The organism is Halomonas sp. ALS9 (genome assembly GCF_001651035.1).
Taxonomy (GTDB): Bacteria; Pseudomonadota; Gammaproteobacteria; order Pseudomonadales; family Halomonadaceae; genus Vreelandella.
Genome location: NZ_LXRG01000109.1, coordinates 52471 through 64558, shown reverse-complemented (window position 1 = coordinate 64558; position 12088 = coordinate 52471). Strand labels below are relative to the sequence as shown.

Sequence of the window (12088 nt, the reverse complement as noted above, 5' to 3'; positions counted from 1 at the left end):
AGTTTATGGGGTCAGTTCATTTGGCGGGGTTTTTTGCTATGTGTTATTTGCTATGTATTAAAAGCAACCGGCATTAGTGATGATGCCCATCAGCTGCTTCGCTACCTTCTTGGGCGCTTTGAATCCAGACTTCAATGTCCACATCACCCTGTTTCGCAAAGGTGAGTGTGAGCGGGAACCGCTCGCCCTCTTTTAGCGGCTCGGTTAATCCAAGCAACATTAAGTGAAAGCCGCCGCCAGGGCGCATGCTAATGGTTTTTCCAGCCTCGACATGAATTTCATCCACATGCCGCATCTGCATCATATCGCCGTCCATTTGCATATTGTGCAGCTCAACATTGTTGCTTGCAGGGCTGCTGGCGCCAATCAGGGTGACGGGGTCTGAAAAGGCGGTGATATCCACATAAGCGGCGCCGTTTTCAGCGCCCGGTGGGGTGGGGGTGGCGAAGGGGTGCGCAATGCGCAGAGCGTCTGTTCGCACGTCGTGGGCGAGTGCTCCAGACGCCATTGAAATAGACAGGGCGGCCATCACGAGTACGCCACCCAGCCAAGCCATCGGTTTTAACATGCGTTTATTCCTTATTGAAGGGAGGATAATTTAGCTAAAACGTAAAGGTAGCAAAGCGACTTAGCCTGGGTAATAAGCGCTTACTGCGGCGTGATGCCACGTGCGTCATTATTTGCATCATTACATGCCGTCTCTATAGTGGTCATCCCAGAGCAGTACAGCACCCGCGACAGCGCCGGGAATCAGAAATAGATTGGCCAGCGGAATCCAGGTGATAAGCGTGACCAGCCCACCAAAACTGAGACTTTGCCACCAGCACTTGGCTAGCCGTTGCCGCATATCGGCAAACGTTACCTTGTTGTTATCCATGGGGTAATCCAAATAGGTGATGGCCATCACCCAGGCGGAAAACAGCGCCCACAGTAGCGGGGCAACTAAATTGACGCCTGGAATCCAGCTAATCACAAACAGGCCGGCGGCACGCGGCAGAATATAGGCGAGCTTAACAAACTCACGGCCCACCGCATCGATGGCTGTTTTGGCCAGACCTCGGTCATCAATGGGCTCACGGCCAGTGGCTTGGATTTCAACTTTCGCGGCTAAAAAGCCGTAAAAAGGCGCGGCAATTAGGCTGGTAATCAGCGTGAAGGTAAAAAACACCACCACTAACAGACTGATCACAAACAGGGGCCAGATAAGCCACGCTAGCCAATCAAGCCAGGCAGGAACCATGTTCATCCAATGAGCCAACCAGCCATCGAAGCGGCTGAGCACAAAGCTGAACATACTCACGTAGACAATCAGGTTGACTAAAATCGGCAGGAAAATATAGCGGCGCATACCCGGTTGATACACACAGCGTGTACCTCGGCTAAGCGCAGTGACAGCATCCAGCATTTGGGGGGAGCTCCTCGTGATTCAAACGTCCAGGCCGCTTGGCAGCCTGGACGTATTGCAGGAGGAAACCCGTATCAGGTCAAGACTTTTTTAGCACCTTCGGATCCAGGTCGTCGGTGTCGCTGTGGCGAATATCCAGGCCTTTGACGAGATAAACCACGTACTCGGCGAGGTTGTCGGCGTGGTCACCTACCCGTTCCAGCGCGCGCAGCACCCACATGATGCTGAGTACTGATGTAATCGAACGCGAGTCTTCCATCATAAAGGTCATTAACGAGCGCATAGCGCTGCTGTACTCGTCGTCAACTAGCTGGTCTTCGCGCACGACCTGCATAGCCAGATCGGTATCGAAGCGGGCAAAGGCGGTGAGCGCATCGCGGAGCATTTTACGCACGTGCTCGCTAATGTGACGCACTTCCACTAAGCCACGAATGGTGCTGGTGTTTTCGCTCAGTAACAGTGCATTGCGGGCGATCTTGCTGGCTTCATCGCCAATGCGCTCAAGGTCAGAGGTGGCGCGGATAACGGCCAGCACCAGACGCAAATCAGACGCTGCAGGCTGGCGGCGCGCCAGTACCCGGGTGCATTCATCGTCGATTTGCAGCTGCAGGTCATTGACCTGACGGTCATTGTCACGCACCTGCTCGGCTAGGCGAGTGTCGCCTTCCAGTAGGGCAAAGACGGCGTCCTGCACTTGTTTTTCCACCAGACCACCCATGGCCATCAGGTGGGTTTTCAGCTCTTCCAGCTCCTGGTTGAACTGGCGAGAGATATGCTGGCTGTGAGAGTCGCTAGTAATATCCATGGAGCACTCCTGACGGTTCAGTCGCTAAGGCCTAGGTGATGCGGCCGGTGATGTAGTTTTCGGTGCGTTGCAAACGGGGGTTGGTGAAGACTTGATCGGTAGGCCCGTATTCCACCAGCTCACCTTGATGCAAAAAGGCGGTGTAATCCGATACGCGCGCCGCTTGTTGCATATTATGGGTGACCAGTACCAGCGTCAGCTCCGACTTGAGGTTACGGATCAACTCCTCAATTTTGAGGGTTGATATGGGGTCGAGCGCTGATGCAGGTTCATCCAGCAGCAGCACATCGGGCTGAACGGCTAAGGTGCGGGCGATGACCAGGCGCTGCTGCTGACCACCCGAAAGCTGCCAGGCGGAACGGTGCAGGCGATCTTTTACTTCATCCCATAGCGCGGCGGAGGTTAAAGCCCACTCAATAATGTCGTCCCTTTTGCGCTTAGGCAGGCGCTGCTGCAGCCGCAGGCCAAAGGCAACGTTTTCATAGATCGACATGGGGAAGGGATTGGGTGTTTGAAATACCATCCCGACACGCCGCCGCAGCTCGGTGACATTCATTTGAGGGTCATGAATATCCTGCCCTTCCAGGGTGATTTGACCGCTGTGGGTGACCGACTCATTGAGATCGTGCAGCCGGTTAATCGCCCTTAATAGCGTCGACTTACCGCATCCCGACGGACCAATGAAGGCGGTTACACGATGCCGCGGAACGCTGAGGGTTAAGTCGCGTAACGCCTCTTTCCCCGCGTAGGCGAGGCTAAAGTGATCGATACTCAGGCAGCTGTGCTCGGACGTAAAGTGCGCCACTGATGCCTGAGAGGTGTTGTCTGAATGTAATGACGCTAGCATTCGTTTCCCCGTTGACGGCTAAGATAATGACGCAGAAATATGGCAGTTAGGTTAAGCATCAGCACAATTAATACTAAAAGTAGCGCCGTGGCGTAAACCAGTGGAATGGCGGCCTGCACATCCTCGCCGTGAAAGGCGGTATCAAATAAATGATAGCCAAGGTGCATAAACTTGCGCTCTAAATGCAGGTAAGGAAACTCACCATCGATGGGCATCTGAGGCGCTAGTTTGGCGACTCCCACAAGCATCAACGGCGCCACTTCACCGGCCGCGCGGGCGACCGCCAAGATGACCCCTGTCAGCATCGCCGGGGCGGCCATGGGCAGCACGATGCGGGTGAGCATTTCTAAGCGCGTAGCGCCGAGCGCCACGGCACCTTCACGCTGAGCTTCGGGAATGCGCGCCAGGCCCTCCTCTGTGGCCACAATCACCACCGGTAGGGTCAGCAGCGCGAGGGTGAGTGACGCCCATAGCAGGCCGCCAGTGCCAAAGGTGGGCGAAGGCAGCGTATCGCTAAAGAACCACTCATCCAGCGAGCCGCCAATACCATATACAAACACCCCCAAGCCAAATACCCCATACACAATCGACGGCACGCCCGCCAGATTACGTACGCCGATGCGCACGAGGCGAGTTAGCCGTCCTTGATGGGCGATTTCATTAAGATAAATAGCTGCCAGCACCCCGAATGGGGTCACCATCACCGACATTAAAATCACCATCAGTACGGTGCCAAAAATAGCCGGCCATACGCCACCACCGGTATTGGCCGCCCGTGGGCCTTCGCTTAAAAATCGCCAAACACCCTCTCCCCAGGCACGGGCTTTCTGCCACCCGCTCATGGCATTGGGCGCTTGAGCGCTAACTACGCTAGCGAGTGGTTGGCGCAGGGTGTGGCCATCCACGCTGGTAAGCAGCAGTTGGCCCGCCTGGCGCTGGTTAGCGGGAAGCGCTAAGAGCGCCGTCAACTGCTGCCAAGCAGCCTCTCCCTCCCAGCGCTGGTCACCTTGCTCAATGGCTTCTAGCCGGCCAATAAAGTCGCCCCAGGGGCTGCGATCAATGCGTATCAGGTCGGCTGGCTGGGCGCGCTCGACAATTTGCTCGATGGTCACCCAGCGCCAGCGAGCGCCATCGATATCCTGGTTGCCGGTGAAGTAGAGGCGTTCATCCCCTGTTTGTTGGGGCAACGCGACCTCGCGTACGGCTTGGCCAGCAAAAGTTTCACCTGAGCTAAGGGTGACCTCTTCCAGCGAGGCGGGCCAAAAGTGCCCTAACCCGCGTACTAACAGTAGCGTGAGAAGCGCGCCCAGCATCAGCAGGGAAAGCGCTACGCTGGCGGCACATAGCCAGGGCCACAAGTCATTTATCTGGCTAAAACGAGGTCGGCGAGAGGCCGAGTTGGCCGAGACAGAGGTCATAGTGTGCCTCCTATCTGACGGTAGCGGCGGCGCAAGCGTTGGCGGACGACCTCGGCCAGGGTGTTAACCAAGAACGTAAATATAAACAGCACTAGCGCGGCCAAAATCAGCAGGTGGTAGGTCTGACCGCCGGGTGACGCTTCAGGTAGTTCGATGGCGATAGCCGCGGTCATGGAGCGCATTCCCTCAAAGGGGCTGGCGCTAAACAGGGCAGTATTGCCGCTGGCCATAAGCACTATCATGGTTTCGCCCACCGCCCGGCCCGCTCCAATCATTATCGCCGAGAAGATACCAGGGCCCGCTGCCACCAGTGCCACTTTCCATAACGCCTGCCAGCGGCTGGCACCCAGCGCCTGGGCGCCCTCTATTAGGGTCGGGGGCACATCTGCCAGCGCGTCTTCTGCCAGTGAGTAGATGCTGGGGATAACCGCAAACCCCATGGCAATGCCGACGATCAGCGCGTTCCGGGTGGCGTAATCCATGCCGTAGCGCTGGTCGAGCAATTGGCGTAGGTCACCGCCTAACCAATGCAGCTCTAACCATGGTGCAAGCCATAGCGCTATCGCCACCATGAAAGCGAGCCAGGGAATCAGCCAGAGGCCCGCCCAGGAGAGCGGTAAGCGGCGGCGCAGGCGTGTTTTGGCCAACTGCCAGAGTAATCCGGCCAGCGCAGCACTGAGCGGGAGCCAAATAATCAGCACTAACGCGCTGGCGAGATGACGTTCTACCCAAGGCGCCAAAATAAGCCCGGCAATAAAGCCCACCACCACACCGGGGATAGCCTCCATCATTTCGAGCGCGGGCTTGATGCGCGAACGCAGGCGCGCTGACATAAACAGCGCAGAGTAGATGGCTGCACCCAAGGCCACGGGAATGGCGAACAGCAGTGCAGCTAGCGCGGCTTTGAGGGTGCCCCAGGCCAGTGGCGAGAGCTTAGCCAGCGCCAAGGTATCGCCAATCGCTAGCAGCGGCAGGGTTTCCCACACCAAAAAAACGCCGATCGCCAGAATTGCCAGCAGCACGCCCACGCCACCCGCAGTAATTAAACCGGTAGCCACGCGATCCCGCAGCAGCCGTAACGGCTGGCGAGAAGAGTTGAGCCGAGGTAGGGTCATGTCGATATCATGGCAAAACCGAGGTGATCACAGAACGGATCAATAGGTATTGAACAAGTGTGCCGTGAAAAAACGAGTCGTGAAAAAAGAGCGACGTGAAAACACTCCATAGATTAACCCCTTACCCTAAAACAATTATGTGTCAGTTAGATGACAGTGGTTGACCACCTTTATTGAGCGTTAAGGGCGCTTTTGCTGCTCGCGAATAACCGTTTGAGTTAACGGAACAAAACCGGACGCACGAGCAATCTGTTGACCCTCCTCGGATAGAATCAGCCTTAAGAATGCCTGCTCGGGTGGCGGCAACGTCTCGCCCGGTGGCTGGTTTACGTAGAGATAAAGGTAGCGTGACAACGGGTAATCGCCGCTTTGTACAGACGCTTCATCGGGCGGTATGGCGGTGCCTTCATCGTTATAGAGGCTTAAGGCGTGCACGGCTGGGGTGAGGTGGTTAAACCCGGCGTAGCCCATCGCATTGGCGGATTCGCCCACTGCGGCGACCACCGCCGATGAACCAGGGTGTTCGCTGATATCGTTGCGAAATTGACCACCGCATAATGCCCGCTCTTGAAATAGCCCGTGGGTACCCGAGGCAAGGTTACGCCCATGCAGCGCAATATGGCCAAATGACCAGTCACGGGTCGCCGGGAGTTGCTCCCAGCGCCTAATGGGTGCTTCACCACCGCAGGCGCGAGAGGTGGAGAAAATCGCATCGACCTGCTGGCGGGTTAGCGTGCGAAGCGGGTTGTGGCGGTGTACAACCACAATAAGCGCATCACGGGCGACCTTTAATTCCAGCGGCGGGTAGCCATAGCGCTCAATAAAATTATCGCGCTCGTCAGCCGTCATCGGGCGAGACATTGGGCCAAGCCGGGTGGTGCCTGCCACCAGCGCCGTGGGCGCACTGGCCGAGCCGCTGGCTTGAAATTGCAGCTTTACCTCTGGATAGCGAGTAGTCAGGGTTTCGCCCCAGCGCAGCATGAGCCCCGCCATGGTGTCGGAGCCCACCGCGCCCAAGGTGCCACTCATAGCGGCTGGTTGACTCCAGGCCAGGGGGGCCACCAGTACCAGAAGCGTTATTACCCAGCGCAACAAGAAGTGCTGTCGAGGTAAAGAAGAGCTACGATGCGTTGAAAGAGTATGCACAGGAGTATTCAAACAAGCGTCCTCTTATGGTTAACTGAATCCATTCACTGGTGTTGCGATGCAGCAACAGCCATTAACAACGTGACGCCCTGCAACGTTTACAACAATAAACTGACTAAGCGACGAACTCATGACTCTTTTGGAAACCGATTTGGACGACGCTCCCGCCCCGCAAGGGCAGCTTACTTTAAAATTACTGGCTTCCCGCCAAGATACCAATTTTTATGGTGATATACCCGGAGGTTGGCTGGTCAACCAGATGGATCAAGCGGCCGAGCTGGCAGCTGGGCGTGAAGCGGGTGGCCGCACGGCGACTGTGGCGATTGAGGCCATGGACTTTCTAAGCCCGGTGCGCGTGGGCTCAATGGTCAGCGTTTACACCCAGGTACAAGAGATTGGCCATAGCTCGATCAAAATTGACGTAGAGGTCTGGGTGCGTCCGCCCTATGGGCAGCGTATAGAAGAGCGTCAGAAAGTCACTGAAGCGCGCTTTGTGATGGTCGCATTGGACGATAATGGCCGCATACGCGCGGTGCATAGCGACTAGTTCCACCATCAAAACCCCGCCCTAAATAGCAAAAGGGCGCTTAGTGCGCCCTTTGGCCGTGCTTGTCGTTTAGCCTAACGCTTTAGCCCTCAACGTTATCGCGGTTCTTGAGGTAGGCGTACTCACCCACATCGCTGAACGGACGCAGCAGCTTCTGGAAAGCAGAATAAGACTCGTAAACACGGCGAGACTCTTCGTCGCTATCGACCTGACGCTGGATGGCTTCCAACGACGAGGTATAAAGCGCCGCCATTACATCCTCGGGGAAAGTACGCAGTTGAACGCCATGCTCATCGACCAGCGCTTCCAGCGCCTGGGCGTTGCGGAAGGCAAATTCGCTGATCATGGCCATGTTAGACGCGCGTGCGGCCTCGCGGATCACGTCCTGCAGATCCTCCGGCAGCGAATTCCAGGCATCCAGGTTGATCGTGCCTTCGAGTACCGCAGAGGGCTCGTTCCACGCCGAGGTGTAGTAGTAGTCAGCTACCTGGTGCAAACCAAACGCCAGATCGTTATACGGCCCAACCCAGTCGGCGGCATCCAGTGCGCCGGTTTGCAGCGAGGTAAAGATTTCCGAGCCCGGCATATTGACGGTACTCACGCCGATGCCGTTCATCGCCTCACCTGCCAAGCCAGGCAGGCGCAGTTTCAGCCCCTGCATATCGTCTAGCGAGTTGATCTCTTTCTTGAACCAGCCCGCCATCTGCGTGCCGGTATTGCCCACGGCAAACGGCTTCAGGTTGTGATTGGCGTAGATCTCATCCCACAGCTCCTGGCCACCGCCATGGTACAACCAGGCGTTCATTTCGGTGGTGGTCATGCCGAACGGTACGGCGGTAAAGAACTGCGAAGCAGCCACTTTGCCGCGCCAGTAGTAAGAGGCGGAGTGACCCATTTCAGCGGTTCCGGCAGCCACGGCGTCGAATACTTCCAGGGCGGGTACCAGCTCACCCGCACCATGGACGCGGATCTGCATGCGGCCATTGGAAAGTTGCTCTACCCGGCGGGCGAAGTCATTCGCTCCGGTGCCCAGGGCGGGAAAGTTTTTTGGCCACGAGGTGACCATGTCCCAGGTATAGGTCTCTTGAGCGCGCGCGCTAGAGGTGGTTACAAAAGGGGCAGCAGCGACACCGGCGGCACCCAGGCCGACGGTTTTTAGGAAGTTACGGCGTTGCATGGCGAGCAAAACTCCGGAAATTATAGGATTTTTTTGTCAGCGCGCAAAAAAGCGCAGTGTCCGTCCGCCAGTATGCGCTAAGCGGGTTTTAATCGGCAAGCCATTGGCCTCAACACCAAGCGCTTGCGCCTTAGAGCGGCGTCAACTTGGCAAAGCCGAGGACTAACCATTTGACGCCTTCGCCTTCAAAGCTGACCTGTACCCGGGCGCGGGCGCCTTCGCCTTCCGCGTTAAGAATAATCCCTTCGCCAAATACCGGATGTTCAACCCCCTGGCCGACGTGCAGGCTAGGCAGGTCGTCGCTGCCCTCGACGCTTTGCTGGGCAAAAGAGGTGCGTGACGCGGTGACCGGGCGGGAAATATGCCCGCGCAGGCGGACTTCTTCCAGCAGGTGCGGGGGCAGCTCGCGTAGAAAGCGTGAGGGGCGCGGAAACACCTCTTTACCGTGCAAACGGCGGGTTTCGGCGTGGGTCAGGTAGAGCTTCTGCATGGCGCGAGTGACGCCGACGTAACACAGTCGCCGCTCCTCTTCGAGCCTGCCCGGTTCTTCCAGCGACATCTTATGCGGGAACAGCCCCTCTTCGACACCGGCAATAAACACCACCGGGAACTCCAGCCCTTTGGCAGAGTGCAGCGTCATTAACTGCACGCTATCCTCAAACTCTTCGGCTTCGTGGTCGCCAGCGTTAAGGGCCGCTTCGGAAAGAAACGCTTCCAGTGCCGCCATGCCTTCGCCCGCCTCAGGCGCTTCAAACACATCGCCATGGGTAAAGGCGCGGGCAGCGGTGACTAGCTCTTCCAGGTTTTCCACCCGTGCCTGGCCTTTCTCGCCGCGTTCGCTTTTGTGATGCTCAATCAAACCGGTATGCACGGTGACGTGATCGATAATCTCGTGCAGCGCCATGCCGGCAGCATCGTTATCGAGTTGCTCAATCAGATTGGCGAAGGTTTGCACCGCATTGGCGGCGCGGCCTTTCAAGGTGCCGTCGTTAATTGAATCGTGGAGCGCCTGCCACAGCTGAATGCCCTGCTCACGGGCGCGCAGACGGACAATCTCCACCGTGCGCGTACCGATGCCGCGGGTGGGCACATTGATCACCCGCTCCAGCGAAGCGTCGTCATCGCGGTTGAGCATCAGGCGTAAATAGGCCAGGGCGTTTTTGATTTCCAGGCGCTCGTAAAAGCGGTGGCCACCGTAAATCCGGTAGGGCATGCCCTGGCGAATCAGGGTTTCTTCGAGCAGCCGCGACTGGGCGTTGGAGCGGTAAAGAATCGCGATATCGCGGCGGTTGAAGCCTTCGTCGACCTTCTCTTTAATGGTATCAACGATATAGCGGGCTTCTTCCAGGTCGTTAAACCCGGCGTAAATCGAGATCGGCTCGCCTTCGATGCCGTCAGTCCACAGGTTTTTACCCATCCGCTCGCTGTTATGGCTGATCAGCGTATTAGCAGCTTCCAGAATCGCGCTGGTGGAGCGGTAGTTCTGCTCAAGCCGAACGGTGTGGGTTTGCGGGAACTCCTGCTCAAAGCGGCTGATGTTCTCCACCTTGGCGCCGCGCCAGCCGTAGATCGACTGGTCGTCATCGCCCACCGCGGTCATCGGCGTCTTCATTCCGGTGAGCAGTTTTAGCCAAGCGTATTGTAGCGTATTGGTATCCTGAAACTCATCCACCAGTACGTGGCCAAAGCGCTCCTGGTAGTGCTTCAGAAGCGTCGGGTTATCGCGCAGTAGCTCGAGGCTTCTCAGCAGCAGCTCGCCGAAATCGACCAGGCCGCCGCGCTCACAGGTCAGTTGGTAGCGCTCATACAGCTCCACCATCTGGCCCATGTAGGCATCGCCATCGACATTGACCTGGTGCGGGCGCAGCCCCTCTTCCTTACAGCCGGAGATAAAGTGCTGCACTTGGCGCGGCGGGTAGCGCTCGTCGTCGATGGAGTAATCTTTCAGCAGCCGTTTGACCAGGCGTAGCTGATCGTCGGAGTCGATGATTTGAAAGTGTTGCGGCAGCTTGGCGTCCTGCCAGTGAGTGCGTAGCAGGCGGTGGGCGATAGAGTGGAAGGTGCCCACCCATACATGGCGCATTGAGAGGCTCAGCAGCGCCTCAAGGCGCGTGCGCATCTCTTTTGAGGCTTTATTGGTAAAGGTGACGGCGAGCAGCGCGTAGGGTGACAGCCCTTCCGCCTGCATCAGCCAGGCGATGCGATGCACCAGCACGCGGGTTTTACCGGAGCCAGCGCCTGCGAGCACCAACAGATTACCTTGGGGGGCGCTCACTGCTTCGCGCTGGGCGGAGTTGAGCTGATCGAGAATCGCCGTGACGTCGTCCATAGTAGCCGCTGCCGGATCAAAAAATAGGCGGCTAGTCTAGCACAGCCAGCAAACTGGCTGTGTATACAGGTGTGGCAATCTTCTCGCCTCTGTGCGAGGGCAGGTTTCCGCGAGGGCGCTGTGAACCCATCCGTGGGCGCTACTTTTGACATCTGACCGCCATGGATGGCGGAAATGCCGGAATTGTCAGGAACATTTTCCGGCCCTGTCAAAAGACCCTCGCTACAACCTGCCCTCGGTATAGGCAAAGACTAGGATTCTTCAGGAAAGCGCAGCGTGTTAAGGCTCTTTTTAACCGCTTTAAGCTGTTCGGCGAGTTTCGGGCCGCGGGTTTTGGCCACGCCGACGGCAAGCACGTCAATTAGCACCAAGTGTGCAATGCGTGAGCTAAGCGGGGTATAGATCTCAGTATCTTCATGGACATCGATATACAGCGGCAGGCTGACTTCTTCGGCCAGCGGCGAGCCGCTGGGGCACAGGCCAATCACCGTCGCGCCCGCTTCTCGGGCTAAACGCACGCTGGCAACCAGCGCTTTGGTGCGGCCAGTTTGGGAAATGGCCACCACGACATCGCCATCGTTCAACGTCACCGCGGACATATTCTGCATATGCGGATCGGCGTAGGCAGAGGTGGAAATTTGTAGGCGGAAAAACTTGTGCTGGGCATCAAAGGCCACGGCGCCGGAAGCCCCAAAGCCATAGAACTCAACCCGATTGGCCATCGCCAGGGCATTTACCGCACGGCCCAGGGCATCGTTATCCAGCCGGTCGCGAACCGAGAGCAGCGTGCCCACCGTCGAGTCGAAGATGCTGTGGGAAAACTCAGCGACCGAGTCGCTATCGTTCATGGAGAACTGCGCGAACTGACTGCCGCTGGCCAGCATTTGCGCTAGCTGTAGCTTGAAGTCCTGAAAGCCATTGCAACCCAGCGCACGGCAAAAGCGCACCACGGTAGGTTCGCTAACGGTGGCTTCGGTGGCCAGATCCACAATGCGCATGTGGATAACCTCTTCGGGGTTGCGCAGTACAAACCGCGCCACTTTTTGCTCGGAGCGTCGAAAGTGCTCCATGCGGCGTCTCATTTCATCGAACAGGGCGCGACTCACGTTCACAGCTCCTTGGCTTTCTAGCACACTTGGCTTCGTTGGCATTGGTCACAGTATGCCTGACTGGTGGCGCAAATGGGCATTGATAACGACGTTAGGTATAGCGTTTAAAGGCCGTTAGCCCCCTTTTTTAGGAATAGTCATCATTTTGTCAAGTAGGTTATAGTAATAATTGAAGTGCCGCACTGCATCA

11 protein-coding genes are annotated in these 12088 nt (G+C 57.2%); 1 reads left to right on the top strand and 10 read right to left on the bottom strand.

What is annotated here, in order from left to right; all coding sequences use genetic code 11:
- Window positions 1-73 precede the first annotated feature (73 nt).
- The 7 genes from A6R74_RS08075 to A6R74_RS08045 all read right to left on the bottom strand — a co-directional run bounded on the left by A6R74_RS08075 (window position 74) and on the right by A6R74_RS08045 (window position 6619).
- Complete coding sequence (locus A6R74_RS08075; RefSeq protein WP_064234017.1) at window positions 74-568, bottom strand: copper chaperone PCu(A)C; 495 nt, start codon at window positions 566-568, stop codon at window positions 74-76.
- A gap of 120 nt (window positions 569-688) precedes the next feature.
- Window positions 689-1405 carry a sulfate transporter CysZ gene (cysZ, locus tag A6R74_RS08070; protein ID WP_064234016.1) on the bottom strand — a complete coding sequence of 239 codons (717 nt, stop codon included), beginning with the start codon at window positions 1403-1405 and terminating at the stop codon, window positions 689-691.
- Window positions 1406-1484: 79 nt separating this feature from the next.
- Window positions 1485-2210, bottom strand: coding sequence for a phosphate signaling complex protein PhoU (phoU, locus tag A6R74_RS08065; protein WP_064234015.1), 726 nt, complete (start codon window positions 2208-2210; stop codon window positions 1485-1487).
- Window positions 2211-2241: 31 nt separating this feature from the next.
- Entirely contained in the window at window positions 2242-3057 is an 816-nt protein-coding gene (pstB, locus tag A6R74_RS08060; protein WP_064234014.1) for a phosphate ABC transporter ATP-binding protein PstB, read from the bottom strand.
- Window positions 3051-4475, bottom strand: a complete 1425-nt coding sequence (pstA, locus tag A6R74_RS08055; RefSeq protein ID WP_064234013.1) for a phosphate ABC transporter permease PstA — start codon at window positions 4473-4475, stop codon at window positions 3051-3053. Before pstA ends, pstB begins: the two co-directional genes overlap by 7 nt.
- The gene (locus A6R74_RS08050) at window positions 4472-5590 is read right to left on the bottom strand and encodes an ABC transporter permease subunit (RefSeq protein ID WP_064234012.1); all 1119 of its coding nucleotides are present in this window, start codon (window positions 5588-5590) and stop codon (window positions 4472-4474) included. The genes pstA and A6R74_RS08050 overlap by 4 nt, the downstream gene beginning before the upstream one ends.
- 180 nt (window positions 5591-5770) lie before the next feature.
- Complete coding sequence (locus A6R74_RS08045; RefSeq protein WP_121499368.1) at window positions 5771-6619, bottom strand: PstS family phosphate ABC transporter substrate-binding protein; 849 nt, start codon at window positions 6617-6619, stop codon at window positions 5771-5773.
- A gap of 247 nt (window positions 6620-6866) precedes the next feature.
- On the opposite strand from A6R74_RS08045, the gene A6R74_RS08040 reads away from it, so the two are divergent.
- Window positions 6867-7283 (top strand): acyl-CoA thioesterase, encoded by a 417-nt coding sequence (locus A6R74_RS08040; RefSeq protein WP_064234011.1) that lies wholly within the window; start codon window positions 6867-6869, stop codon window positions 7281-7283.
- Window positions 7284-7365: 82 nt separating this feature from the next.
- Here A6R74_RS08040 and A6R74_RS08035 read toward each other — a convergent pair whose 3' ends face one another.
- From A6R74_RS08035 to hexR, 3 genes are all read right to left on the bottom strand, one after another.
- Complete coding sequence (locus tag A6R74_RS08035; RefSeq protein ID WP_064234010.1) at window positions 7366-8460, bottom strand: TRAP transporter substrate-binding protein; 1095 nt, start codon at window positions 8458-8460, stop codon at window positions 7366-7368.
- A 130-nt stretch (window positions 8461-8590) separates the two neighbouring features.
- Entirely contained in the window at window positions 8591-10789 is a 2199-nt protein-coding gene (gene uvrD, locus A6R74_RS08030) for a DNA helicase II (protein ID WP_064234009.1), read from the bottom strand.
- Window positions 10790-11040: 251 nt separating this feature from the next.
- Window positions 11041-11895, bottom strand: coding sequence for a transcriptional regulator HexR (gene hexR / locus A6R74_RS08025; RefSeq protein WP_022521119.1), 855 nt, complete (start codon window positions 11893-11895; stop codon window positions 11041-11043).
- Window positions 11896-12088: the final 193 nt, after the last annotated feature.